The 25,145-nt window shown below is 36.8% G+C and carries 26 protein-coding genes; 19 read left to right on the forward strand and 7 right to left on the reverse strand.

The genetic code is table 11. The features are described from left to right. Window positions 1–8 precede the first annotated feature (8 nt). The 9 genes from K322_RS18230 (at window position 9) to radA (ending at window position 9,174) form a co-directional block, all read left to right on the forward strand. Window positions 9–854: a class I SAM-dependent methyltransferase gene (locus K322_RS18230; protein WP_051290533.1), complete on the forward strand. Its 846-nt coding sequence runs from the start codon at window positions 9–11 to the stop codon at window positions 852–854. A gap of 11 nt (window positions 855–865) precedes the next feature. Continuing rightward, complete coding sequence (locus tag K322_RS0100315; RefSeq protein WP_026625055.1) at window positions 866–2,029, forward strand: glycosyltransferase family 4 protein; 1,164 nt, start codon at window positions 866–868, stop codon at window positions 2,027–2,029. Further along, window positions 2,026–2,835, forward strand: coding sequence for a glycosyltransferase family 2 protein (locus tag K322_RS0100320; RefSeq protein WP_026625056.1), 810 nt, complete (start codon window positions 2,026–2,028; stop codon window positions 2,833–2,835). Before K322_RS0100315 ends, K322_RS0100320 begins: the two co-directional genes overlap by 4 nt. Continuing rightward, the gene (locus K322_RS18235; RefSeq protein WP_051290534.1) at window positions 2,835–3,740 is read left to right on the forward strand and encodes a hypothetical protein; all 906 of its coding nucleotides are present in this window, start codon (window positions 2,835–2,837) and stop codon (window positions 3,738–3,740) included. The genes K322_RS0100320 and K322_RS18235 overlap by 1 nt, the downstream gene beginning before the upstream one ends. After that, window positions 3,737–4,618 (forward strand): glycosyltransferase family 2 protein, encoded by an 882-nt coding sequence (locus K322_RS18240; RefSeq protein ID WP_051290535.1) that lies wholly within the window; start codon window positions 3,737–3,739, stop codon window positions 4,616–4,618. The genes K322_RS18235 and K322_RS18240 overlap by 4 nt, the downstream gene beginning before the upstream one ends. Window positions 4,619–4,629: 11 nt before the next feature. Continuing rightward, window positions 4,630–5,448, forward strand: a complete 819-nt coding sequence (locus K322_RS0100335) for a glycosyltransferase family 2 protein (RefSeq protein ID WP_026625057.1) — start codon at window positions 4,630–4,632, stop codon at window positions 5,446–5,448. 75 nt (window positions 5,449–5,523) lie between these two features. After that, complete coding sequence (locus tag K322_RS0100340; RefSeq protein ID WP_026625058.1) at window positions 5,524–6,051, forward strand: shikimate kinase; 528 nt, start codon at window positions 5,524–5,526, stop codon at window positions 6,049–6,051. Window positions 6,052–6,070: 19 nt separating this feature from the next. After that, window positions 6,071–7,807, forward strand: a complete 1,737-nt coding sequence (locus tag K322_RS18245; protein WP_051290536.1) for a T9SS type A sorting domain-containing protein — start codon at window positions 6,071–6,073, stop codon at window positions 7,805–7,807. 2 nt (window positions 7,808–7,809) lie between these two features. Next, the gene (gene radA, locus K322_RS0100350; protein ID WP_026625059.1) at window positions 7,810–9,174 is read left to right on the forward strand and encodes a DNA repair protein RadA; all 1,365 of its coding nucleotides are present in this window, start codon (window positions 7,810–7,812) and stop codon (window positions 9,172–9,174) included. Here radA and K322_RS0100355 read toward each other — a convergent pair. From K322_RS0100355 to K322_RS0100365, 3 genes are all read right to left on the reverse strand, one after another. After that, window positions 9,163–9,843: an RluA family pseudouridine synthase gene (locus K322_RS0100355; RefSeq protein ID WP_026625060.1), complete on the reverse strand. Its 681-nt coding sequence runs from the start codon at window positions 9,841–9,843 to the stop codon at window positions 9,163–9,165. The genes radA and K322_RS0100355 overlap by 12 nt on opposite strands. Window positions 9,844–9,932: 89 nt before the next feature. Continuing rightward, window positions 9,933–10,679 (reverse strand): 3-oxoacyl-[acyl-carrier-protein] reductase, encoded by a 747-nt coding sequence (gene fabG / locus K322_RS0100360; RefSeq protein ID WP_026625061.1) that lies wholly within the window; start codon window positions 10,677–10,679, stop codon window positions 9,933–9,935. 37 nt (window positions 10,680–10,716) lie between these two features. Then, window positions 10,717–11,310, reverse strand: a complete 594-nt coding sequence (locus K322_RS0100365; protein WP_026625062.1) for a TetR/AcrR family transcriptional regulator — start codon at window positions 11,308–11,310, stop codon at window positions 10,717–10,719. A 458-nt stretch (window positions 11,311–11,768) separates the two neighbouring features. Between K322_RS0100365 and rplU the strand changes: the two genes are divergently transcribed. Both rplU and rpmA read left to right on the forward strand, forming a co-directional pair. Next, on the forward strand, window positions 11,769–12,080 hold the full coding sequence (gene rplU, locus K322_RS0100370) for a 50S ribosomal protein L21 (protein WP_026625063.1): 312 nt from the start codon (window positions 11,769–11,771) through the stop codon (window positions 12,078–12,080). Window positions 12,081–12,101: 21 nt separating this feature from the next. Then, entirely contained in the window at window positions 12,102–12,371 is a 270-nt protein-coding gene (gene rpmA, locus K322_RS0100375; RefSeq protein ID WP_026625064.1) for a 50S ribosomal protein L27, read from the forward strand. A 95-nt stretch (window positions 12,372–12,466) separates the two neighbouring features. Here rpmA and K322_RS0100380 read toward each other — a convergent pair whose 3' ends face one another. The 3 genes from K322_RS0100380 to K322_RS0100390 are packed head-to-tail and all read right to left on the reverse strand — an operon-like array spanning window position 12,467 to window position 15,294. Beyond that, window positions 12,467–13,192, reverse strand: coding sequence for a DUF4276 family protein (locus tag K322_RS0100380; RefSeq protein WP_026625065.1), 726 nt, complete (start codon window positions 13,190–13,192; stop codon window positions 12,467–12,469). A 15-nt stretch (window positions 13,193–13,207) separates the two neighbouring features. Next, window positions 13,208–14,350, reverse strand: a complete 1,143-nt coding sequence (locus K322_RS0100385; protein ID WP_026625066.1) for an AAA family ATPase — start codon at window positions 14,348–14,350, stop codon at window positions 13,208–13,210. Between the two features lie 44 nt (window positions 14,351–14,394). After that, window positions 14,395–15,294 (reverse strand): AAA family ATPase, encoded by a 900-nt coding sequence (locus K322_RS0100390; protein WP_035330972.1) that lies wholly within the window; start codon window positions 15,292–15,294, stop codon window positions 14,395–14,397. Window positions 15,295–15,782: 488 nt separating this feature from the next. On the opposite strand from K322_RS0100390, the gene mdh reads away from it, so the two are divergent. The 8 genes from mdh to K322_RS0100430 all read left to right on the forward strand — a co-directional run bounded on the left by mdh (window position 15,783) and on the right by K322_RS0100430 (window position 22,278). After that, on the forward strand, window positions 15,783–16,724 hold the full coding sequence (gene mdh / locus K322_RS0100395; protein ID WP_026625068.1) for a malate dehydrogenase: 942 nt from the start codon (window positions 15,783–15,785) through the stop codon (window positions 16,722–16,724). 119 nt (window positions 16,725–16,843) lie between these two features. Beyond that, on the forward strand, window positions 16,844–17,596 hold the full coding sequence (locus K322_RS0100400; protein ID WP_035330975.1) for a hypothetical protein: 753 nt from the start codon (window positions 16,844–16,846) through the stop codon (window positions 17,594–17,596). Window positions 17,597–17,608: 12 nt separating this feature from the next. Then, window positions 17,609–18,331, forward strand: a complete 723-nt coding sequence (locus K322_RS0100405; RefSeq protein ID WP_157279356.1) for a hypothetical protein — start codon at window positions 17,609–17,611, stop codon at window positions 18,329–18,331. A gap of 142 nt (window positions 18,332–18,473) precedes the next feature. Further along, the gene (gene dnaN, locus K322_RS0100410) at window positions 18,474–19,598 is read left to right on the forward strand and encodes a DNA polymerase III subunit beta (protein WP_026625071.1); all 1,125 of its coding nucleotides are present in this window, start codon (window positions 18,474–18,476) and stop codon (window positions 19,596–19,598) included. A gap of 81 nt (window positions 19,599–19,679) precedes the next feature. After that, entirely contained in the window at window positions 19,680–20,450 is a 771-nt protein-coding gene (locus K322_RS0100415; protein ID WP_026625072.1) for a 3'-5' exonuclease, read from the forward strand. A gap of 129 nt (window positions 20,451–20,579) precedes the next feature. After that, entirely contained in the window at window positions 20,580–21,164 is a 585-nt protein-coding gene (locus K322_RS0100420) for a 50S ribosomal protein L25/general stress protein Ctc (RefSeq protein ID WP_026625073.1), read from the forward strand. An 11-nt stretch (window positions 21,165–21,175) separates the two neighbouring features. After that, the gene (pth, locus tag K322_RS0100425) at window positions 21,176–21,739 is read left to right on the forward strand and encodes an aminoacyl-tRNA hydrolase (protein WP_026625074.1); all 564 of its coding nucleotides are present in this window, start codon (window positions 21,176–21,178) and stop codon (window positions 21,737–21,739) included. A 113-nt stretch (window positions 21,740–21,852) separates the two neighbouring features. Continuing rightward, window positions 21,853–22,278, forward strand: a complete 426-nt coding sequence (locus K322_RS0100430; protein WP_026625075.1) for an RNA-binding S4 domain-containing protein — start codon at window positions 21,853–21,855, stop codon at window positions 22,276–22,278. 59 nt (window positions 22,279–22,337) lie between these two features. On the opposite strand, the gene K322_RS0100435 is transcribed toward K322_RS0100430, so the two are convergent. Then, window positions 22,338–24,884, reverse strand: a complete 2,547-nt coding sequence (locus K322_RS0100435; protein WP_026625076.1) for an ATP-dependent Clp protease ATP-binding subunit — start codon at window positions 24,882–24,884, stop codon at window positions 22,338–22,340. Window positions 24,885–25,145: the final 261 nt, after the last annotated feature.

The following is a 25,145-nucleotide window of genomic DNA, read 5'->3' on the forward strand; positions in this document are numbered from 1 at the left end:
TATACTTTATGGATAATATAAAATGTCTGATTTGTAATAATAATACAGAACCTGTCTTCTCAACGCGTGTATTGCATAAGTATGATGTAGCATATCATCGTTGCAGCTGTTGCGGATTTATGCAGACGGATACTCCATATTGGTTGGATGAGGCATATAGTAGTGCCATAACCTCTATGGATATAGGGCTTGTGTACCGCAATCTGGTATATTCGCCACAGGTGGAACATGTAATAAAATCGTCATTCGACTACAATAAGAAATTTTTTGACTATGCCGGAGGTTATGGCTTATTTGTCCGAATAATGAGAGACAAAGGTTTTGACTTTTATTGGGATGATAAATATTGTGATAACTTGTTTGCTCAGTATTTTACCTTAAACGAATTACCCGATGGGCAGAAGTTTGAAGGGGTTACCGCTTTCGAGATATTCGAACATTTAGTAAATCCGCTGGAAGAGATAGAAAAACTGTTCAGCTATGCTGATTCCATCATTTTTTCAACAGAACTTATTCCTCATAAAACAATAAAATCATATAACGATTGGTGGTATTTTGCACCCGAAGGTGGACAGCACATTGCATTCTATACTGAAAAATCATTTGCCGTAATTGCCGAAAAATTCGGCTGTACATTTTATACTAATGGCAAAGATCTGCATATCCTAACTAAGAAACGATTAGCTAAAAATCCATTGGCTTTTACTAAACGTACAACCTGGGATAAGATTGTAGATCGTTTGACCGGAATTTTGCAGCGTACAAAAAATAACAACCCCGTACCCGTCTACCTTCCGAGTAAGATAGGGCAGGATGTACAGTATATAAGAAATATAGTTCATAAAGAAAATTAACCAGTTTTACGATGAAGGTATTGTACGATCATCAGATTTTTGAACATCAGCGTATTGGTGGTGTATCCCGTTATTTTGCGGAGATCATAAGGAATATGCCCGATGATATTGATGTGGAGGTATCGGTGCAATACTCGTTCAACGAATATCTCAAAGGGCTTGATATTCCTTTTACATGGAAAGATCAGCTTGTATCTTATTATTCGTTTCTGCCTAATTTCAATTTTAAAGGAAAGAGACAGTTATACACTTATTTACAGAAAAACAATCCGGAGAAATATCCCGATTATTTCAAGGTTAATAAGCAAAAATCAATAGATAGCATCCAAAAAGGAGACTATGATATATTTCATCCCACTTTTTTTGAAGACTATTATTTAGATTGTCTGAATGGTAAGCCTTATGTGCTTACTGTTCATGATATGATTATCGAACTGTACCCCGAATTTATCAACAGCCCGTTATTTATCCAGCGAAAAAAGAAACTGGTGGATAACGCAGCTCATATAATCGCCGTATCGGAGAATACAAAGCTGGATATTATTCAGGTTTTCGGAACAGCCGAAGATAAAATCTCGGTAGTATATCATGCTTCGAGTTTATCAGACGAAGGAAAAATACCTTCGGGGCTGCCTTTTAAATATTTGCTATATGTTGGAGATAGGCGCATGGGATATAAAAATTTCAATTTTTTTGTATCTTCAATAAAGCCTTTGTTATCTGAATATAATGATTTGCATATTGTTTGTACCGGAGATAAATTTACGGATGACGAGTTAATATTCTTCCGACAATTGGGGCTTGAAGACTGTATGCATATTATATTTGCCCGTGATAACGAAATGTACCGATTGTATCAGTCTGCTCAGATGTTTATCTATCCTTCTTATTATGAGGGATTCGGGATTCCTGTTTTAGAAGCTTTTCAGGCAGGTTGTCCTTTAGTATTGGCTAATGCAAGTTGTTTTCCTGAAGTGGCGCAGGATGCAGGACTATACTTCAATCCGAAATCTCCGGTTGAATTAAGAAGTGCAGTTCGTGAAATTCTCGATAATAAAGAAGTCGGAGATACGCTGATTGCAAAAGGCAGAAAAAGATTATCTGATTTTTCGTGGCAAAAAAGTGCTGTACAGACATCCGAAATTTACCGTAAGGTTTTGAATGAAAGGTCATGACGAAAGTATCTGTAATTACAATTTCATATAATAATGCCGAAGGGTTGCGACGCACTATCGAGAGTGTTGTTGCTCAGAATTATTCCGATTATGAATATATCATTATAGACGGTGGTTCCACCGATAACAGCCTTCAGATTATAGAATCGTATGCCAGTCATATTTCTTATTGGGTGAGCGAACCGGATAAAGGAGTATATAATGCTATGAACAAAGGAATTGCTCAGGCAAAAGGCGAATACCTGCATTTCCTGAATTCGGGAGATTGTTATACTTCGGATCATGTGTTGAGCACGGTATTTTCGAAAGAATACAATGTTCCGTTATTAAGAGGTGTTCAGATTTGTGATTACGGGGATAGAACCGAACGCTGGGAGAATCTCGGCAACAGGGATGTAACTCTTTATGATATGTTTGTGAATACCCTTTTGCATCAGGCGACCTTTATCCGGCTGGATATGTTTGATAAATATGGCGGTTATGATGAGAATCTGAAAATAGTTTCGGACTGGAAATTCTTTTTTAAAGCCATTTTAGGCGGAGAGAAGACAGTTTTTCTTAATACAGATATTGTTCTCTTTGAGATGGATGGTATAAGCACTAATCGATCTTATGGAGAAAAACATCTCGAAGAGCGCAAAAAAGTAATATCCGAGCTTATGCCGCCTAATCTCTTAACCGATTATGAACGTCTGAGGACTTTAGAGAGCGATGCTTATATAATAGATACAATAAAGAAGCACAGTTTGATGTGCTTTGTGTTCAGAGCATTAAGCAAGGTGTATAAACTTCTGAAAATAAAATAATGACAAATAGCGAAATAAGGGTTGGTTATTTGATTTCATACGATTATGATTATATCAAAAACTCTCTGCCTCTGGTTTACGACGAGGTAGACTATATTGCTATCGCTGTAGATATAAACCGCAAAACGTGGGTCGGAAAGTCTTTTGAGATTCCCGATACGTTTTTTCAGTGGTTGAAAGATTTTGATAAGGACAACAAAATACATTTATATGAAGATGATTTCTGCGATTTGAATTTGACCCCCATGCAATGCGAGACCCGCGAACGCAATATGCTTAGTCGGTTTATGGGAGAAGGCGGATGGCATGTCCAGATTGATACGGATGAATATTTTATCGATTTCAAGGGATTCAAAAACTATGTATCCCGATATATGGACTATGATATTGAGCAGGTTTTATTAGTTCCTTTCTACACTATATTCAAAGAGGATAATACGGGCTTTTTTGTGGTGAAAGATGCCGAAGAATATGTTCCGGTAGCATTTAATAATCCGAAGTTTATCAGAGCCAGATATACCGAATGTAAAAGAACGCATGTTGTGCCAAGTCCTATATTGCATCAGAGTTGGGCGAAAGATGAAGTTCAGATTCGTAAAAAAATAGAAAATTGGGGGCATAAAAATGACTTTGATACCGAAAAGTATTTCCAACTTTGGAAGTTTGTGGATTCATATACTTATAAACGGTTGAAGAATCTGCATCCGTTAGCCGAAAATGCGTGGAAAGAATTGGAATATATTCCGACAACAAATATTGTGGAACTTATCGAAATACTGAAAAAGCAAGATCTGGAAAAGAGGGCAGAAACAGCTGTCTCGCAAAAGATAAAAGGCTCCGACTTTTTCCCGCCGATCTACTATCGGATAAAACGTGTATTGAAACGAAAGTTGAATAGAAGATGACAGATTATCCTAAAATATCTATTATTACACCTAATTATAATCAGGCGAAGTATCTCGAAGAAACAATTCTTTCAGTTTTGAATCAAGGGTATCCCAATCTTGAATATATTATTATTGATGGAGGAAGTACTGATAATTCGGTCGAAATAATAAAGAAATACTCTGATCGGTTGGCTTATTGGGAAAGTGTTCCTGATAAAGGAATGTATGACGCTATACAAAAAGGATTTGCCAGATCTACAGGTGAGATTATGGCATGGATCAATTCGGATGATATGTATCAGTCTAGATCATTTTTTACAGTAGCCGAGATATTTCAAAAATTTAATAAGGTCAATTGGCTTTTAGGTTTTCCGTCTGTTTATGATGCTCAAAGTCGTATTGTTGAATGTCCTCATACTTTGAGGCAATGGTCTAAATATGATGTTTATATAGGCCAATACCGCTGGATACAGCAGGAATCTGTATTCTGGAGAAGATCATTGTGGGATAAAGCTGGTTCGAAAATAGATGCTTCGCTGAAATATGCCGGAGATTTTGAATTGTGGAACCGCTTTTTTCATATTGATCACTTGTACGTGACAACTGCTATTTTAAGTGGTTTCAGAATGAGGGACGATATGCAGCTTTCTATGTCTCAGAAAGATGCTTACGATGACGAAATAAAGTCTGTTTTATCACAAAATATCTATACTGAAGAAGAACAATCAATATTAAAGAAATACAGTAAATACCGTTCTTTTTCTACTTTTCTGTCACGTTTCAAAATATTCAATAGTAAGTTGTTCCTGGATAAATTTAAGTTGGAAAATTTCGATTATCCTCCTGTTATCTATTTTGATCGGAAGATACAGGAATTTACAATTAATGCTAAATAAGTAAGTCTGATATGAAGCTCTCGATAATTACAATAAACAGAAATGATGCAGTTGGATTGGATAAAACAATCCGAAGTGTAGTTTCTCAGTCTTTCAATGATTACGAGTATATTGTAATTGATGGGGCATCGACTGATTCCAGTTTAGATATTATAAAGAAATACGAAGATCAGATTTACTATTGGGTGAGTGAATCCGATTCGGGTATTTACAATGCCATGAATAAAGGAATTCGTAAAGCAACGGGTGATTATCTTTATTTTCTCAATTCGGGAGACACATTGGTTGCTGAGGATGTTTTATCTAAAGTTTTTGAAAACGAATTGACCGAAAACTTTGTTTGTGGTAATATAATCTGGGATAAACGTGGCGATTTAATTGAAGATAAATGCTACAAAAACAGAGACTGGACTTTCTCACTTTATGATTTGTATGCCGGTTTTTTATCTCATCAGGCTTTTTTTATTCATAAAAATATGTTTGAAAAGTACGGATTGTACGATGAGCGTTTACGTATAATGTCCGATTGGAAACTCTTCTTTATAGCAATAGGAATTTATAGAGAAAGAGTCCAATATGTGGATGTTACCTTATCCGTCTACAATACAGATGGATTGAGCAGTACAATTGGAGGAAAAGCTATTCTCGAGGAAAAAAGGCTTGTTGCCGGAGAAGAACTTTCGCCTCAGGTTTATAATGAAATCGACAGGCTCTACTATTTAAGCCGACATGGCTTTTGGGTAGATTTTGTTCATTCGAAAAAGTGGATTCATTTTATGTCAAGAGCTTTTTTAAAGTTATGTACTTCTTTGCGTTTATCTAAATTGTAAAGAGACATAGATGAAATTATTATTAAATAGACTGTGTGAAGCCTATATTTTAGTTATTTTTGCAAAAAAGGCTTTATGAAACGTATTTTTCTGATAGGTTACATGGGAGTTGGCAAGACTACTGCCGGACGGGAATTGGCTAGGGTGATGAATCTTGAATTTATAGATCTTGATCACTTTATTCAAACCCGTTATAATAAGACAATTGCACAATTGTTTGAAGAGGGTGGCGAAGAAAAATTCAGAGAGATAGAGAATAAAGTCTTGAAAGAAGTCGCCGAGTTTGAAGATGTGGTAATATCGACAGGAGGGGGAGCTCCTTGTTTTTTTGATAATATAGAAGTAATGAATGCTGCAGGAACGACTGTATACCTTAAAGCAACACCCGAGTTGTTAGCTGCGCGATTAAATACATGTAAAGAAAAACGTCCTCTGATAAAGGATAAAAGCGAAGACGAATTATTGGCTTTTGTAGCCGCTAATCTAGAAAAAAGAGAGCCTTTTTATGGACGGGCTAATCTTATTTTCGAGACCGAAGAATTAGTAAACCGGGAAGATGTAGGGGCGTATGTACTTAAGCTGATGACTAGGATAAACGAATAATATAACGAGGGATATTTAAATGAAACAATACTTAAAATATATATTCTTGATGGTAATTTTTGCTCCATCGATGTTCTTAAAGGCACAAATCAGCGAGGGAGGTGTACCGCCTAGTTTTCAAGTCATGAATAAGTTAAGATCTTCTCAGATTGTCCCTATACATACAGTTCCTGTTAATATAGATGTTAAGAGATTAATATGGGAAGATAGTATTGCCGAAAGAAATCATAGTACCATACGTGTTGCAGAAGTATTCCCTGTTACTTTAAATATTGATAGTACCGGTATCTGGACATCTCTATCGGATACTCAAAAAATCTGGCAGCAAACAGTGACAGCCTCTGGAGCTGAGGGGCTAATTGTCAGTTATAAAGATTTTTATATCCCCGAAGGTGGAAGACTATTTATCTATAATGGAGATAAGTCTCAGGTGTTGGGTGCATATACACATGCAACAAATAAAGAAGGGGGTAAGTTTGCAACCGAAATTATACATGGAGATAGTTTTACTCTGGAATATGTTACATCTGAAAAATCACAAGAGAAACCCCGCATCGAATTACTTGATGTCGGATATGTTTATGATATCAGTTCTTTGTTGAGGTCTTCTACGGATATTAATATAAATTACGGTGTTAAAAGTAATGCTTGTATTCCCAATATAAATTGTTATCCTGAGAATAATAAATGGAAAGATAATAAAAGAGGAGTTGTATTACAGCTGGTAAAAAAAGAGACGGACAGAGGACCTGCCTGGTATGCTTGTACCGGAAGTTTAGTCAATAATACAAAAGAGGCCGGTGAACCTTATATACTTACAGCTGCTCACTGTCTGATCGGCGATAGCCCATCATCTATGCAAGGCAGTTACGATGCCAGTGTATTTTATTTCAATTACGAAGAACCTAGTTGTTCAAACGGTGTGTCGCAGCCTTCGCTTTCCCAGACTATGGTGGGATCGACCATCAAAGCATTTATTCCATTAAAGGCGGGCAGTGATGCTGCATTACTTCTCCTGAATTCACGTATTCCGGATAGTTATCAGGTGTATTTTAATGGATGGGATTACCGGAATAAAGTTCCTACTGATGGAGCGGTAATTCACCACCCGAACAGAGACGTGAAGAAAATAGCGAAATATGAGCCGGATGGAGCTAATCCAGCTGTGAATATTGCTACAATTACAGTGGAAGGTGTTACATGTGCTTCTTCAGCGCATTTTAAAGTTATTTATAATGGAGAAGGTGTTACTCAAAGCGGTTCATCGGGAGCACCCTTGTTCAATGAGGATGGCTTGATAGTCGGAACTCTTACTGCAGGAGGCAGTTCTTGTGATGAGCCTAAAAAGGCAGACTATTATGGTCGTTTTTATATGCACTGGGACAAATATCAGTCAGATGAATCAAATCCTCCGCAAACCAGAAATCTGAAAACTTATCTGGATCCGGATGGAGTAAGTTCCGGGTATCTGGGCGGATTCGATCCGAATGGAACTTCCGGTAATCATGAAATTATCAATGATCAGGTTGATTTTGTCCTTTTTCCGAATCCTGCTGATAAAGAAATAAATATAAATGCAAAATCATTGATCCGCTCAATACGTATATTCGATGTTGCAGGCAGGCTGTTATATTCACAAATGAATTACAATGCGTCTACTATAGCCGTAAATGTAAATGGATGGAGCAAGGGGGTATATAATGTTGTAGTACAAACATCCGAAGGTAAGATATCAGATAAATTTATAAAAAGATAAAAATGGCAAAGACTAAGTCTGTATATGTATGTAGTAATTGTGGTAATGATTCTCCTAAATGGCTGGGTAAATGTCCTATTTGCGGAGAATGGAATACATATGTAGAGGAAGTTATTGCAAAAGATACGGACAAAAAGAGACCCGGAGTTTTTCTTGATACACCAAAGGCCAGACCTATGCTGCTGAAGGATGTAGAAACAGGAGAAGATCCCCGGCTAGATCTTCAGGATGATGAACTGAACCGTGTATTGGGCGGCGGGCTTGTACCCGGATCTCTTATTCTTTTGGGTGGTGAGCCCGGTATCGGAAAATCTACATTAATTCTCCAGACTGTACTGTCGTTGTCATCATTAAAGACCTTATATATATCAGGGGAAGAAAGTGCCCGTCAGTTAAAGTTAAGAGCTGACAGGATAAATCCGTCTTCACAGAACTGTTATATTGTTTGTGAAACTAACCTCGAACAGATATTTGTTCATATACAAAATACTAAACCCGATTTTGTCGTGATAGACTCTATTCAGACGGTATTTACTGATGTTGTGGAATCTTCTCCCGGAAGTGTTTCTCAGGTAAGGGAATGTTCTGCGGCTATATTAAAATTTGCAAAGGAAACCGGTACTCCGGTTATTCTGATAGGGCATATCAATAAAGAGGGTAGTATTGCGGGTCCTAAAGTATTGGAGCACATCGTAGATACTGTTTTACAGTTCGAAGGAGATCAGCATTATATGTACAGGATACTCCGAAGTATTAAAAATCGTTTTGGAAGTACTGCCGAATTAGGTATTTATGAAATGCGTCAGAACGGATTACGTGAGGTAAGCAATCCATCGGAATTGTTGTTGACTCAGAATCACGAAGGGTTAAGCGGTGTTTCTATTGCTGCTGCTATAGAAGGGGTGCGCCCGTTTTTGATTGAGACACAGGCTTTGGTCAGTACCGCTGCATACGGAACACCTCAAAGATCGGCTACTGGCTTTGATATTCGCCGGATGAATATGTTATTGGCTGTATTGGAGAAACGTGCAGGCTTTAAGTTGGTCCAGAAAGATGTATTCCTTAATATTGCCGGAGGTCTGAAAGTGAATGATCCGGCTATAGATATGGCTGTTATTAGTGCTGTGTTGTCTTCGAGTCTTGATATATCAATAGAACGGAATGTCTGTATGGCAGGTGAAGTCGGATTATCGGGCGAAATTCGTCCTGTAAACAGAATTGAGCAGCGTATTCTTGAAGCCGAAAAATTAGGATTTACTAAAATACTTATACCTCATAATAACCTTAAAGGTTTTACGACTAAGGTAAATATCGAGATTATATCGGTTCGTAAAGTCGAAGAGGCTTTCCGTCAATTATTTGGATAACTGTTTCTCAAAAGCTTTCCATAGATTATCTTCCGGAACAGGAGCTGTGACTTCTATCAGTTTTTCCGACACGGGATGCATAAAGCTGATACTTCTGGCGTGCAGGCTGATTCCTCCATCAGGATTCGAACGGTCTGCCCCGTATTTTAGATCTCCTTTTATAACACATCCTATTTTTGCAAGCTGACATCTTATCTGATGATGACGACCTGTTTCTAAATCTACTTCCAGAAGATTGTATTTGTCGGATTTAGCAATTAGTTTGTAATGTAGAATTGCTTTCTTGGAGTTTGGTTTTTCTGTATCGTAAGCGTATGATTTGTTTTGCTTTTCATTTCTTACAAGATAATCCGCTAGAGTACCTATAGGTTCTTTCGGTGCATTTTTAGAAATAGCCCAATAGGTCTTTTTTATATCCTTTTCCTGAAACATCTTGTTTAAACGGGGAAGAGCTTTACTTGTTTTGGCAAATACAACAATACCACTCACTGGTCTGTCAAGACGATGAGTTACACCACAAAATACGTTTCCCGGTTTATTGTACTTTTCTTTTAACCATTCTTTGACTGTTTCAGATAAAGGTTTGTCTCCGGTTTTATCTCCTTGTACGATTTCGGATGTTGTCTTATTAACTATGATGATATGATTGTCTTCGTATAATACTGTCATTGCCTAAACTATAAATAAAAAATAAAGACACAAAGATAAACTTTATGCCTTTATTTATTTGTATTTTATATAATAAATAGGTTTCCCTTTTACATATTCATTCCACCGCAAACAGGAATAGCTTGTCCGCTAACATATGAAGATAGGTCTGAACCTAAGAATACTGCTACATTTGCAACATCTTCGGGTGTACCTCCTCGACGAAGAGGTATTTGTTCAGCCCATTTTGCCTTTACTTCGTCAGAAAGCGCACCAGTCATTTCAGTGATGATAAATCCCGGGCAGATAGCATTTGCACGGATACCACGAGATCCTAGTTCTTTAGCGATTGATTTAGCAAGACCAATCATACCTGCTTTAGATGCCGAGTAATTTGTTTGTCCTGCATTACCAGAAAGTCCAACAACAGAACTCATGTTGATGATGCTTCCTGATTTTTGTTTCATCATAACAGGAGTCAAGGCATGGATAAAGTTAAACGCTGATTTCAGGTTCACATTGATAACCATGTCCCATTGTTGTTCGCTCATACGCATCATAAGACCATCACGGGTAATACCTGCATTGTTTACAAGAATATCCACACGTCCGAAGTCTTTTACAATTTCGTCAACGACTTTGTGTGTATCCTCAAAATTAGCGGCATTGGATGCATACGCTTTCGCTTTAACTCCTAAAGCTTCGATTTCTTTTTCTGTTTGTTTTGCGTTGTCATCCACAGCTAGGTCAGTGAATGCGATATTTGCTCCTTCCTGAGCATATTTTAATGCGATAGCTTTTCCAATACCTCTGGCAGCACCTGTTATAATGGCTGTCTTACCTTCTAATAATTTCATAATAGGTTATTAAATTAATTATTAATTACTTTATTGATCAATCTTTTTTCTTTTTTATGCCTTCAAATATAAGGTGTGATATGTTCAGATATCTTCTCTTATTATCGGAGTCAATCGGATTTATAAGTCCCCGTATGTAGGGTACTTCCAAGCCTCTTAAGGCATTATGTAATATTTCGGCCGTAAAATCTACATCAGGCATGGATAAAGAACCTTCGTCGACTCCTTTTTGGAGTATTTCTTTAAGTATCTGGGTTTCTTTTCGGTCGAATGTCTTTCTTACATTTTGTACGCGCCATATATCTCTGAAAAAGTCGGCACGGAGATTACCGTTTCGGGCAACAACTTTTTTTACTGCATCTAAACGGGTGTAGAAGAATAGCATGAGCTTTTCATCAGCAGGAAGGTCTTTTGCCGCAACATCTTGCAACGCCTTCACCATATTGTCGAGTTCGGTCTCAACAACGGCTTTATATACCTCGTTTTTATTGTTGAAATAGGTATATAATGTACGTCTACCTTTATGAGAAGCTACTGCTATATCGTTCATAGTTGTGTTTTCCACACCAAGCTTTGCAAAAAGTTGGCGGGCAACGTCAATAAGCATATTTCTGGTTTTGGTAATTGCCATAAATTATGAAATTGCACAATGATTGATATTGTGTGCAAAAGTAATAGAAAAAAATTAAGTACGCATTTTCATCGACTTTTTATTTTAAGGTCTCAGGCCTTTTTGTTTTTTTTATCTATAAGTAAAATGTTCTCTGAAGTCACAGACTTTTCTTGTTAAAGAGCGTTTTTTTGATAAGTGGACAATGTTTTTTTAGGGGTTTCGCAAGAAAAAAAGGTATCATTCAGAAAAGTGCAGTTTCTCTGTAACTTTTGTAACCTTTTCTTTTCTGTATGGGGAGGATTCTTCTAACAAGAAGACAGTAATTAATTTGATATGTTTTCCCTAAAATTCAAAAGAATAGTTTGTTCGGTTCTGAATTTTTTCTTATTTTTGCACCCTGATTGCTAATAGGCTGACAAGTAATTGCATAAAGTGATTCGCCTCAGGCACATAACTTGTATAAATTTATATTGCAAATGTACGCAATTGTAGAAATTCAAGGACAACAATTTAAAGTAGAAAAAGGTCAAAAGTTGTTCGTGCATAAAGTAGCTGGAGACAACGGATCTGATTTCGAAGTAGAAAAAGTATTATTGGTTGACAACAGTGGAGCTGTAACAGTTGGTGCTCCTTATGTAAGTGGTGCTAAAGTTGTACTTACAGTCGGAGATGATGTGAAAGGCGAAAAAGTTTTAGTTTTTCACAAAAAAAGAAGAAAAGGACATCGTAAATTGAACGGTCACCGTCAACAATTTACTGAAGTTACAGTTAAAGATATTATTGCTTAATCAGTTAAAATTTAGAAGAAAATGGCACACAAGAAAGGTGTAGGTAGCTCGAAGAACGGCCGTGAATCGGAAAGTAAACGATTAGGCGTTAAAGCATTTGGTGGTGAAACAGTAAAAGCTGGAAATATTATCGTTCGTCAAAGAGGAACAGCTCATCATCCAGGTGAAAATGTGGGTATCGGTAAAGACCATACTCTATATGCATTAGTTGATGGAGTAGTAGTTTTCCGCAGAATGAAAAACGAAAGATCATTTGTATCTGTTCTTCCTAAGACGGAAGCAGAAGCTTAATCTATTTGATCTTAATCATATAAAGCAGACTGAATGTAAATTTAGTCTGCTTTTTTATATATAAGTCGAATGATGTATGTGTATGGGGAGTAAAGTTATTGTGCAGGTGATTTTATCTTTTTTACCGATTCTATAGCCTGAATAAGAGTGTCCAAAGATGGTAGTTTTTTTCTTACATCATGCCGAAGTTTGTTGAAATCGAGTCTGTTTACCATTTTTTCTACCTGCCATTGTTTTTTAGTATACGATTTACCTACTAATTTGTATATACGATTTAGATCTTCCGATGGATGTTCTCTGGATACTGGATCTACAGTATAAGGATCGAATCCTAAGTGATGCTCTATAAAGCGACCTGTAAGTCTTTTATCTATTTTCATAAAGTGGCTGGTTTCGGCAAGAAACCATGTTTCAACTTCTCTTACTGCGACAACTATATCAAAGGGGCTATTCAGGTTTCTTAATGCGTATGGCAAAAATTTTAAACCTTTTTCGAGTCGGGGCAACTCTTCTATCGGCAATGGGTATAAATCCCGAAGTCCTACAATGTAGTTGTAACCGCTTTCCCGAAGACTGTATATATTATCGAGTATTTCGGATTTTACGCGGTTGTCCGAGCCACAATCGTATATGAGGACTGTGTATGTGGGCTTGCGTGAAATACTGTAATTCCTCACAAACTCCCGTTTCGGAGCATTAGTTCCTCCTGATATTTTCTTTTGTATAATGGTAACATTACCGCTGCCAATAATCTCTTTTACAAGCCTATTGACAAAGATTTGTTCGGTTTGTCCTTCGACAAAGAATGCAATCTTTTTCATGTGAGTTGCTTGAGACTATTCTTCTTCTTGGTTTTCGAATCCGTGCAAGTAAAAATCTGTAGCAAGGAAATCGAAGTTGTTCAATCCGGTATATTTATAATCATCAAAAATATCCTTCGAATTGACGTAATTGTAGAATAACGAATATTTAGGTAAACGTTCTATAATTGTCCAGTATTTAAGGGGTATCTTATTCATTATGTACCGATCGTTGGTAGTTATGAATATCTGGAGGTATGAGTTATTTATTTTATGAATCAGTATGTCGATAAGTGATTTGGAGCGTGCAAAGTCCAATCCTTCACCAAGATCGTCAATAAGCAGACATACCGACATTTTGCTCATTAATGAGTAGTTGAGTTGTATGATAAAAGACAGTGCACGGAACATCCCTTGAGACATATCGACTTGCAGGGTAGGGGTTGGCAGTTCTTCTTCCTGTACGGATATGCCGATTCCTTTTTTGTTCTTTAGAAGATCTACCTCGCTGATGGAGTACCCTATCTGATTCATGTCGGCGATTATCGCCTGAATAAAACCGGCTCCAAAATCTTGTTTTCCTTTTGAGAATAAAGAGATTATATTATCAGGGTCAAGTCCTTTAGCTAATAGCAGGTTGTCGAATTCATCCTCTGAAACCAATAACGTGTTTTTTTCTATCTGATTAGTGAATGTATAATAACGGAGAGCATTACTCCACTCATAAATTTCTGCTATGTAGGGGAAATCTTCTTGGTTTGCGTGCAGCGATGTAATGAATTCGTTGTCTGATAAATCAAGCGGAATATTACCTTTTGCTTTTTCCGAAAATATACTGTTCTTTTCCCTGTTTATCTTCTCTATTCCGTTTACTGAGAGAATTTCACTGGTTATGGTAAAATCTTCAATAGTAATAGTATATTCGTATCTTGTGGAGTCTTCTTTGAGGGTTATCTGGTACTTTACATTTGGGTACTTAATCTGTGTGATTTTTTTACGTTCCGATAGTAGTCTTGCTATATCGCAGATTACCGCCAATGTACGGCTTTTGCCAACAGCATTCTTTCCCACAAACAAGTTGATATTTTGGAAGTCTGCCGGGTTGCCATTCTTGTCTTCGATACCCCATTCGTATGGTTTACCTTCGTATCTTACATATCTTAGGCTTTCGATGATCATGATTTGTCCTTTATTTTCAGTCGTTTATCAAACGGGCTATGATCTTATTTTTCTAATGAGAATGACTTAGACCCGATACGGTTTCCATCTGCAAAGATATCAACACGGTATGTTCCGGGCATTAAGAATTCTTCTACTTTCCAGAAAAGAGAAACATTTACCTCTTCTCCACCGTATTCTATTACACGTTTTATAGAATACTGAATGTTTCCGTTTTCGTAAGGGAATGTATTCGCTCTATTCTTTACTAATACATCGTCATCGGGTTTCATTATACGCACATAAATAGTTCTTTCCCCGGGTTCGGCTGTAATATTTTTGGTTACTGTAAATGAGACAATCAGTTGTTCTACTTTCTTTATCTTTTTCTGATCTTTACCTTTTAGATTTGTTGCCCGTACACTAATGGCGGTGGCATCTAGTTTGGCTGCACGAGTCACTTTTTCGTTTAGATTAGCTTTTTCCTGAGATACCTGATTTAAAGTACGGGTTGTTTCCTGATACTTATTAGTAATTTCTTCTTTCTCTTTCGTTAATTTTTCGTTAGCTCTATTTAGAGAATCAATCTGGGCAATATAAGATTTCAGTATTTTTCTGAGACTTGCCAATTCGTTGGTTAAACGGCTTATTTCAGCTTTGTCCGTTGCTTTTACAGTTCTCAATTCTTCTCTTAAACGCTGAACCTTAGCTTGCTCATTGCTTAATTGTTGTAAAAGAGAATCATTTTTGATTGATATCTTGAACCCTTCGTATTGTGTGTCAATACTGGCATATTCATCTTCGAGCTGCTGTTTTGATATCTCGTTTACCTGCTGCATTTCTTCTAATTGAGATTTTTGGTTAAAGATAAAATACGCAGCAATACCCATCGCGACCAGTAACGCCACGATTATTGCTATTAATATTTGATTCTTTTTGGAAGATGTGCTTGCTTTTTGTTCCATAATTTCGTTTACTGCTAATTAGGCTTTTTAGGTCTCAGACCCATTTATTAATATCGTTCTGTTCGTTTAAGCTTTCAGATCTTTTGGTTGGCTTATTAAGTAAGCCTGCAACTATTTGTTGTGTCTGAAAGTAGGACGTTAAATACTTGCTTCTACTTTATTTTAGTACAAATATATTATGTTTTCGACAGATAATATATATGTTGTTAAATACTTTATGATACTTTATACTTAAATTGATGTATTTAAAGAAGATAACAGACTGTACCAGTTGTGCTTGTCGGAGAAATAAAAAGGTCTCTCATCTATCTTTCATTATTTTTAATAAAAAGTAAAAAATTAAATGTCCAAAATCTTCATATATTACAAATAACAAGCTAATTTTGTTTCTCTATAGAGTAATAGAACTTATTTATAACGAAAATAAGGATACTCTCGTAAAAAAAATGAACATAATAATATTAATATAAATACTAAAATAAGAAACCATGTCTAAAGTAACAGTCGTAGGAGCCGGAAATGTAGGTGCAACTTGTGCTAATGTTTTGGCCTTTAAAAAAATTGCAGACGAAGTTGTAATGCTTGATGTTAAAGAAGGTGTTGCAGAAGGAAAAGCAATGGATATGAACCAAACTGCTCAATTATTGGAGTTTAGTTCAAAAATAAAAGGTGTAACTAACGATTATGCGGCTACAGCTAATTCGGATGTGGTAGTTATCACTTCAGGTATTCCTCGTAAACCAGGTATGACTCGTGAAGAACTGATCGGGGTAAATGCCGGAATCGTGAAAAGCGTTGCCGAAAATATATTGAAATATTCGCCTAATGCAGTTCTGGTAATCATCTCTAATCCGATGGATACTATGACATATCTTGCATCTAAAGTTACGGGTCTTCCTAAACATAAAGTAGTAGGTATGGGTGGTGCTTTGGATAGTTCTCGTTTTAAATATTATTTGAGTGAAGCGCTAGGCGTTAATCCTACCGAAGTTGAAGGTATGGTTATCGGAGGTCATGGTGATACTACTATGATTCCGGTCACACGTTTAGCTACATATAAAGGAATTCCTGTATCGGAATTACTATCAAAAGAAGCCTTGGATAAAGTGGTTGCGGATACTATGGTTGGTGGTGCTACCTTGACAGGCTTGTTAGGTACATCTGCATGGTATGCACCAGGAGCAGCCGGTGCGTCGGTTGTGGAAGCTATTCTGCATGATCAGAAAAAGGTAATTCCATGTTGTGTTGCTTTAGACGGTGAATATGGTCAAAGTGATATCTGTATAGGTGTACCTGTTGTACTTGGTAAAGGTGGATGGGAAAAAATTATCGATCTGAAACTAACAGCAGACGAAAAAGAAAAATTCGAAGCTTCTGCTGCAGCTGTACATAAAACAAACAGCGTACTAAAAGAAATAAAAGCTATTTGATTAGACTAAATAGCGAAAAGGTCTAAGACCTGAAATTTTTAATGATAAAGGAAATTCCGTATGGGATTTCCTTTATTTGTTCTATTTTTGCCATAATAATGAACAACACTTTTATTATTATGTATATTAGAGAATGGTATGTATTGATACTATTGATTTTCATATGTTTGCTTATTGGTTGTGATGACAATCAAAAAAAGATTTCAGAGATAGATCAGAAACTTACTGTTTTATATGATCGAGGATGTGATATCTCAGATTCATTAGAGTTTAGGCTTGAGTTTGAATCGGCTTTATCAGATCCGCGGACTTTCTTTAATCATCTGGATAGCTTATCGACCCGAATGAAAATAAAACAGTTTAATGATATTAAATCATATGAATTGGCTATGCCTGAATGTACAAAGGTAAGCGAATCTTTTGCTGTTCAGAGTGATGAAGATTGTATATATATTCAATATCAAGGGGAGGATAAAAATGCTTACTGGCTCAAGATCGCAGAGATAAACGAAGGGCGTGCCATATATAGAACGAAAGAATGGGTCAGAGATATTTATACCTTAGATGAGCAAGGTAAGAAATATTATGCAGTGGTGACATTTTTGTATAACGAAGAAGACGAGTTACAAACAGAAGAAGATTCTGGAGGAATGATACGTGTATATCGTAAAGATGGAAACGTATTAGTAAAAACAAATGAGTTATTCCCTTCTCGTAATATGTTTAATGAAGTACTAAGTCTGAGAATGGATAACTTTGCTTTTGATCCGAAAACAAAAACAGTATCTTATGATGAATATGGTTATACGCCGGGTGTAGATGGGGATATGAAAATTATAGGACGTATAGAGTGGCAGTTGAGATATCATTGATTTAATCTGTTTATGAGAAATAAATTATTAGGGGTGCTATTTATGTTAGTATTTCTTACACCAGATATTTTGTCTCAGGAGGTAAGAAATATTCCAAGAGTATTAGAAAGTGTCTGGAATAAGAGACATCAGGTAAATGTTATACCAGATGATGCTTTGTCCGGAAATTACGAAATCTTAGTATATCCTTATATTCTGAGGGATGATGAGCAGGATGGAATTATCTATGCATTGGAGGTTTCGTGGGAAAGTGCGGCTATAGGCGGACGTTATATAATAGAGATTACTCCATTACAGGTATTGCTTTATAGTCAGCATGACAATCCTAATTCAAATTATTTATATTGGATGCATAATTTGCAAGATGGAGAATATCAGGTCATAAAAGCGCATCTCGAAAAACTGGCATCCGACGAGACCGATATTTTGACTGATTCTTATTCCGGTAAATTGTGTTTCATGTATAACTGGCTCTTTACGGATCCGGCCTTGCGGAATCCTGATAAGGTTGCTCGGTTAAGAGAACATACTATATACGAAAAGTTATATGATCAGGCAATCAGAGATCATTTGTATCTGAATGCTTTCGTCGTTGTGAAAGAAATAAATGAATGCTTGAAGAACAATCATATTGATTTTCCTGAAAAGGACGATTTTTTCAGAACAAAAATCATCCGTATGATAAATGATAAGAGCGAGTTGAATGATACCGGAATAAGTGCAGATCTAGAATAACTATAGTACACTTTTATAGCTAAATATAAAAGTTTTCCACATCAATGTCAATGAGAATTTATTGCATTTGGGGATAAAAAAAAATATCGTTACTTTTGTTTAAATTAATCTGATTTTATTGTAACTTAATAAAACTAAATATATGAGATTTGTTGTATCTAGTACTGCTTTACTAAGTCATTTGCAGTCAATAAGCAAAGTAATCAATTCAAAAAACACATTGCCTATATTAGATTGTTTCTTATTAGAACTGAACGACTCTAAACTGACGCTTACAGCTGCAGATACAGAAACACGTCTTGTAACCTCGCTCGAAGTCGGTGAAGTTGAAGGTTCCGGAAAACTGGCTATCAATGCCCGTAATCTTTTAGATCCGTTAAAAGAACTGCCCGATCAGCCATTGACATTCGAGATCAATGACGATAATCTCGAGATATTTATTTATTTCCATAATGGAAAATATAATTTTATAGGTCAAAGCGGAGAAGAATATCCACAGCCTAAAGAATTGAAAGAAACAGCTATCAGTCTGACAATTGATCCTCAGTTGCTGTGTACTGCTATCAACCGTACATTGTTTGCCAGTGCTGATGATGAGTTAAGACCTGTAATGAATGGTATCTATTTTGATATCACAACCGAAGATCTTACATTCGTTGCTTCTGATGGGCATAAGTTGGTTCGAAGTAAAACTTTGTCGGTAAAAGGTTCTGAAAGAGCTTCTTTTATCCTGCCCAAGAAACCTGCGAACTTATTGAAGAGTTTGCTTCCCAAGGAAAATGAAGAGGTAAATATCAAATTTGACGAAAATAATGCTTATATAACTCTGTCGAGCTATACTATGACTTGCCGTTTTATAGAAGGACGCTATCCTAATTATAATTCGGTAATTCCGAAAGACAATCCCAATAAAGTAGTAGTAGACCGTCTTTCATTTCTGAATGCATTGAAGAGAGTTTCGGTATTTTCTAATCCTGCAAGCAGTCTGGTGCGTTTGCAGTTATCAGACAATCAGATGTTGGTATCGGCTCAGGATATTGATTTTTCGACAGCAGCCGAAGAAACAATTCCTTGTCAATATGAAGGCACTGCAATGAATATCGGTTTTAAATCAAACTTTCTGATTGAGATATTAAACAATATTCCGGCAGCGGAAGTTTCATTGGAATTGTCAGATCCCTCAAGAGCAGGACTTATATTTCCAATTGAAAAAGAGGAGGGTGAAGATTTGCTGATGCTTCTTATGCCTATGATGCTAAACGATTAAAAGAAGTTACTAACACAAAATATCTAAAGCATTATCATTTCCGGCTTCGGAGATGATAATGCTTTTTAAAGGCTTATAATAATGGAATTAAATCTAAAGAATCCGATCGTTTTTTTTGATCTGGAAACAACCGGAACTAACATTACTCATGACAGGATCGTCGAAATTTCGGTCTTGAAGGTTTTCCCGAATGGAAAGCAAGACATAAAGACAAAACGGATCAATCCTGAAATGCCCATCCCTGCGGAATCGACAGCAATACATGGTATTACAGATGAAGATGTAAAGGATGCTCCGACTTTTCGTCAGGTTGCAAAATCATTGGCAGACCAAATCGAAGGATGTGATTTAGCAGGTTTTAATTCCAGTCGATTTGATATACCTTTATTGGCAGAAGAATTTTTGAGAGTTGGTCTTGATGTCGACTTTTCAAAGAAAAAGCTGATAGATGTACAGATTATCTTTCATAAAAAGGAACAACGTACATTAGAAGCTGCATATCGTTTTTATTGCGATAAAAATTTGGAAGACGCACACTCCGCTGAAGCAGATACTTTAGCAACTTTTGAAGTTCTGAAGGCTCAGCTCGATAAGTATGATGATTTGCCGAATGATATGGCAAAATTGGCAGAAGAATATTCGTTCTTTAATGATAATGTCGATTTGGCAGGACGTATTATCCGAAATGAGAACGGAATCGAAGTTTTCAATTTTGGTAAACATAAAGGAAAGCCTGTGTCGGAAGTTCTACGTGTTGAACCGAGCTTTTATGCCTGGATGATGGACGCAGATTTCCCATTAAATACCAAACAAGCCTTAACTAAAATCAGGCTGAGAGAAATGAATAAGTAAACTATTCAACTATACCCGATTGTATATTCTAAATAATAGACTATCTTTGCAGTCGCTTTTCCGGCAAGCCCGTGTGATGGGAAATAAGGAATAGTCCTTAATTTTGAGTAACACATTTAAAATTAGAAAATGAAAACATTTGAATTAAAAGGATCTTTAAGATCAGATTTAGGAAAAAAGGCTACAAAAGCTGTTCGTAAAGAAGGAATTATCCCTTCAGTAATTTATGGTGGTGAAAAATCAACAGAAGCTATATCTTTTGGTGTTGCGGCATCGGATGTGCGTAAATTGATCTACACTCCAGAAATTTTCTTGGTAGATTTAAGCCTTGATGGAAAAGCTTACAAAGCTATATTGAAAGACATTCAATTTCATCCGGTAACAGATGAAGTTCTTCATTTAGACTTCCTTCATGTATTCGAAGATAAACCAATCGTAATAGAAGTACCTGTTGTGCTTGACGGTCTTGCTGAAGGTGTGAAAGCCGGGGGTAAATTGTCATTAGATACTCGTAAGTTGAAAGTTAAAGCATTGTATAATGCCGTACCTGAAAAACTTCATATCAATATCGAGCATTTAGCATTAGGAAAATCTATTCAGGTTGGAGAACTAAGCTTCGATGGACTTGAATTATTGAATGCTAAAAATGCTGTTGTATGTCGTGTTCAATTGACTCGTGCTGCAAGAGGTCTTGCTGCTAAGGGCGGTAAATAATAAGAAAATTGATGAAGTACTTAATTGCCGGTTTGGGCAACATTGGTGCAGAGTACCAACATACCCGCCACAATATAGGATTCAGAGTATTGGACGCTTTAGCTAAAGCGTCCAATATTGTTTTCACGGATAGACGTTATGGTGAAGTTGCTGAGCTGAAAGTAAAAGGCAAAACTTTGATACTATTGAAGCCATCGACCTATATGAATCTAAGTGGAAATGCTGTAAGGTACTGGCTGAAAGAAGAAAAAATTCCGGTTGAGAATTTGCTGGTTGTAGTTGATGATTTGGCTTTACCTTTTGGTTCCCTTCGTCTGAAAGGAAAGGGGAGTGATGCCGGACATAATGGATTGAAGAATATTCAATCTGTATTGGGTACACAAGTTTATTCGCGTCTGCGTTTTGGTATTGGCAGTGAGTTTTCAAAGGGGCGTCAGATAGATTATGTATTAGGCGAATTTTCGGATGAAGAAGAAAAGGCTCTTCCCGAGAGACTCGAAACTGCAGACGAAATAATAAAAAGTTTCTGTCTTGCAGGCTTGCAGAATACAATGAATCAGTATAATAACAAATAGGTGAATTGACCTGCTAAGGTCTCTATTTATTGCTTTAGTAAATAAAAATAGCTAAAAGCTGTTATAAACTCTAAGTATATCAATAAAATACTTTCTTTTACAGATCTATTGTTATGAAAGAAGGAAAAAATGAGGTTCGTATAGATAAGTGGCTATGGGCAGTCAGACTTTTTAAGACTAGGACAATTGCTGTAGAGGCTTGTAAAAAAGGACGTATAGCTATATCCGGAACAACTATAAAACCATCCCGAAATATTAAAGTCGGAGAGGTAATACAGGTCCGGAAGCCTCCTATAACATATTCGTTCGAAGTTTTGGCTTTGGCTGATAAAAGAATGGGAGCCAAGTTAGTCCCCGAATTTATGAAAGATGTCACCCCGGCTTCGGAGTATGCTATACTTGAAGTTAGTAAAGCAAGCGGTTTTGTCGATCGTGGCAGAGGTTTGGGACGTCCTACCAAAAAAGAAAGACGAGACCTTGATGAATTTATAGACGATTCATTTTTTGATGAATGGGACTTTGATTCGGATGAAGGATAATGATAAAAAAGGTTGCAAGAATATAACTTGCAACCTTTTTCTTATTCATATTTCTATAATTATTCTGCGTTAACAGGAGATTTCTGTACAACCTTGATCTTATTAGTTTCCTTGTCAAGAGTTGCTTCTATTATATCACCTTCTTTCAGATTACCTGTCAATATCAACTCTGCAATCTCATCTTCCAGATATGTTTGTATAGCTCTTTTCAAAGGTCTGGCTCCAAATTGGATATCATATCCTTTGTCTGCAATGAAACCTTTAGCTTCATCTGTCAGAACTAATGTGTAACCAAGCTCTTTGATCCGGTTGTTGAAGTCAGACATATCGATATCGATGATCTTATTAATAGACTCTCTGCTCAATTGGTCGAATGTGACAATGTCATCAATACGGTTCAGAAACTCTGGTGAAAATGTCTTGTTTAGGGCTTTCTGAATTATACCTCTTGAATATTCATTATTGATATTGTCAATTGCATTTCCAGCACTGAATCCAACTCCCTTACCGAAGTCTTTCAGCTGACGTGTTCCTACGTTGGATGTCATAATCAGAATAGTATTCTTGAAATCTATCTTATGTCCCAAACTATCGGTTAAATGTCCTTCGTCCAACACTTGCAAAAGCAGGTTAAATACATCGGGATGGGCTTTTTCGATCTCATCAAGCAACACTACAGAATAAGGTCTGCGACGAACTTTTTCAGTCATCAAACCACCTTCTTCATAACCTACATATCCGGGAGGCGCTCCGACTAAACGGGATACAGTGAATTTTTCCATGTACTCACTCATATCGATACGGATAAGTGCATCCGGAGAGTCGAACAACTGTTCGGCTATCTTTTTAGCTAGGTGGGTTTTTCCGACTCCGGTAGGGCCTAAGAACATAAATGTTCCTATCGGTTTATTCGGATCTTTCAGTCCGACACGGTTGCGTCGTATTGCCTTGACTATTTTATCAATAGCATTGTCTTGTCCTACAACAGCTTTTTTCAGGGTGTCACCCATGCCCAGAAGTTTTAAACCTTCGGCTTCAGCAATACTTTGTACCGGAATTCCGGACATCATAGAAATAACCTCCGCTACTTTTTCTTCATCTACGGTCTGTGGTTTTTCTTTAAGCTGTTGTTCCCAGTTAGTTTCTTCCTGTTCGAGTTGAAGCAATAGCTGACGTTGTTTATCTCTGAAACTTGCTGCCAGTTCGTATTTTTGAGCTTTTACTGCATTCGTCTTCTGGTCTACTATTTCTTTTAAAGAATTCTCTAATTCTTCGATGATGGGCGGAACGTGTATGTTAGACAAGTGCATTCTAGAACCGGCTTCATCCAAGGCGTCAATAGCCTTATCCGGGAAGTTACGGTCGGTAATATATCTGTCGGTCAGTTTTACACAAGCCTCAAGAGCGGCATCAGTATATTTTACATTGTGATGCTCTTCGTAACGTTCTTTGATGTTCTTTAATATCTGAAGAGTTTCTTCGGCTGTAGTAGGTTCTACCAATACTTTTTGGAAACGTCTTTCGAGTGCGCCGTCTTTTTCGATATTTTTACGGTACTCATCCAAAGTGGTTGCTCCAATGCACTGTATTTCACCTCTGGCCAATGCCGGTTTCAACATATTAGCGGCATCTAGAGAACCTGTTGCTCCTCCAGCTCCGACAATTGTATGAATTTCATCTATAAACAAGATGATATTCGGATTTTTAGACAACTCATTCAGAATCGCTTTGATACGTTCCTCGAATTGTCCTCTGTACTTGGTTCCGGCTACAACCGATGCCATATCCAGAGAAATAACCCTCTTGTCGAAAAGAACTCTCGATACTTTCTTTTGTATAATTCGCAAAGCCAGTCCTTCAACGATAGCCGATTTACCAACGCCAGGTTCACCGATCAATATCGGATTATTTTTCTTGCGGCGGCTAAGTATCTGTGCCAATCGTTCTATTTCTTTCTCGCGACCTACTATCGGGTCTAACTTATTTTCTTGCGCAGCCTTTGTCATATCCGTACCGAAGTTGTCGAGTACAGGTGTGTCTGAAGCTTGACGAGACTGCTGGGTATTGACATTCTGGTATGGCGCAGCATTGTCCAGAGAGTCATCATCCTCGTCGTCGGTAAAATCTGCCCCCATTTTAGGTGACAAATCTTTATCTATTTCTTCTTCTGTTGAATTTTTGATATACATAAATGCTCCTGCGTAATTAAGGTTTCTCGATTCTAAAGTCTGTGCGGCAATGTTGTCACTATCTTTTAATATCGCCAGTAACAGATGTTCCGAATCGGTTTCTTTACTTTTAGTTAAACGAGCTTCTAATATGCTCAATCTTAATATTTTTTCAGTGCTTTTAGTTAAAACTACCTCTTTGTTATCTGAATTGAGAGGCATATCTTGTTGGCTGATAATGCGACTGTCTACATCCAGCTTCAGATCATTCAGGTCTATCCCGAAGTCATTCAATGCCTGTACGGCCAATCCTTCCCCATTTCTAAGAATACCGAGCATCAAATGTTCAGGTCCCAGATATGAGTTCTGAAGACGTCCTGCTTCTTCACGGCTGTAGCTCATGATCTTGCGGACTCTTTGCGAAAAGTTATTTTCCATAATCTTTTATACCTTTTATTTGATGTTTCCATTTTTTGATATACAAATTCAACTTATAATGTTGCTATTTTTATATCCACAGACTATAAACAAAAATGATGCCATAAAAGTTGTAGTCATATTTATTATCCATATTCAATAGATGTATGCTATGATACCACCATATTTTACAAGCATATGAGATGAGTTAATCTGCCTTGTAAACTAAATATAAATATAGCGTTTTGAAGGATATCCTCACTCTTAAATATCAAATAATTG

The organism is Indolivaga capnocytophagoides DSM 22835, from assembly GCF_000426485.1.
GTDB classification, from domain to species: Bacteria; Bacteroidota; Bacteroidia; order Bacteroidales; family Dysgonomonadaceae; genus Dysgonomonas_A; species Dysgonomonas_A capnocytophagoides.

Coding starts and splice junctions, on each gene's coding strand:
- K322_RS18230 (WP_051290533.1), top strand. CDS start 9: ATGGATAATATAAAATGTCTGATTTGTAATAATAATACAGAACCTGTC.
- K322_RS0100315 (WP_026625055.1), top strand. CDS start 866: ATGAAGGTATTGTACGATCATCAGATTTTTGAACATCAGCGTATTGGT.
- K322_RS0100320 (WP_026625056.1), top strand. CDS start 2,026: ATGACGAAAGTATCTGTAATTACAATTTCATATAATAATGCCGAAGGG.
- K322_RS18235 (WP_051290534.1), top strand. CDS start 2,835: ATGACAAATAGCGAAATAAGGGTTGGTTATTTGATTTCATACGATTAT.
- K322_RS18240 (WP_051290535.1), top strand. CDS start 3,737: ATGACAGATTATCCTAAAATATCTATTATTACACCTAATTATAATCAG.
- K322_RS0100335 (WP_026625057.1), top strand. CDS start 4,630: ATGAAGCTCTCGATAATTACAATAAACAGAAATGATGCAGTTGGATTG.
- K322_RS0100340 (WP_026625058.1), top strand. CDS start 5,524: ATGAAACGTATTTTTCTGATAGGTTACATGGGAGTTGGCAAGACTACT.
- K322_RS18245 (WP_051290536.1), top strand. CDS start 6,071: ATGAAACAATACTTAAAATATATATTCTTGATGGTAATTTTTGCTCCA.
- radA (WP_026625059.1), top strand. CDS start 7,810: ATGGCAAAGACTAAGTCTGTATATGTATGTAGTAATTGTGGTAATGAT.
- K322_RS0100355 (WP_026625060.1), bottom strand. CDS start 9,843: ATGACAGTATTATACGAAGACAATCATATCATCATAGTTAATAAGACA.
- fabG (WP_026625061.1), bottom strand. CDS start 10,679: ATGAAATTATTAGAAGGTAAGACAGCCATTATAACAGGTGCTGCCAGA.
- K322_RS0100365 (WP_026625062.1), bottom strand. CDS start 11,310: ATGGCAATTACCAAAACCAGAAATATGCTTATTGACGTTGCCCGCCAA.
- rplU (WP_026625063.1), top strand. CDS start 11,769: ATGTACGCAATTGTAGAAATTCAAGGACAACAATTTAAAGTAGAAAAA.
- rpmA (WP_026625064.1), top strand. CDS start 12,102: ATGGCACACAAGAAAGGTGTAGGTAGCTCGAAGAACGGCCGTGAATCG.
- K322_RS0100380 (WP_026625065.1), bottom strand. CDS start 13,192: ATGAAAAAGATTGCATTCTTTGTCGAAGGACAAACCGAACAAATCTTT.
- K322_RS0100385 (WP_026625066.1), bottom strand. CDS start 14,350: ATGATCATCGAAAGCCTAAGATATGTAAGATACGAAGGTAAACCATAC.
- K322_RS0100390 (WP_035330972.1), bottom strand. CDS start 15,294: ATGGAACAAAAAGCAAGCACATCTTCCAAAAAGAATCAAATATTAATA.
- mdh (WP_026625068.1), top strand. CDS start 15,783: ATGTCTAAAGTAACAGTCGTAGGAGCCGGAAATGTAGGTGCAACTTGT.
- K322_RS0100400 (WP_035330975.1), top strand. CDS start 16,844: ATGTATATTAGAGAATGGTATGTATTGATACTATTGATTTTCATATGT.
- K322_RS0100405 (WP_157279356.1), top strand. CDS start 17,609: ATGAGAAATAAATTATTAGGGGTGCTATTTATGTTAGTATTTCTTACA.
- dnaN (WP_026625071.1), top strand. CDS start 18,474: ATGAGATTTGTTGTATCTAGTACTGCTTTACTAAGTCATTTGCAGTCA.
- K322_RS0100415 (WP_026625072.1), top strand. CDS start 19,680: ATGGAATTAAATCTAAAGAATCCGATCGTTTTTTTTGATCTGGAAACA.
- K322_RS0100420 (WP_026625073.1), top strand. CDS start 20,580: ATGAAAACATTTGAATTAAAAGGATCTTTAAGATCAGATTTAGGAAAA.
- pth (WP_026625074.1), top strand. CDS start 21,176: ATGAAGTACTTAATTGCCGGTTTGGGCAACATTGGTGCAGAGTACCAA.
- K322_RS0100430 (WP_026625075.1), top strand. CDS start 21,853: ATGAAAGAAGGAAAAAATGAGGTTCGTATAGATAAGTGGCTATGGGCA.
- K322_RS0100435 (WP_026625076.1), bottom strand. CDS start 24,884: ATGGAAAATAACTTTTCGCAAAGAGTCCGCAAGATCATGAGCTACAGC.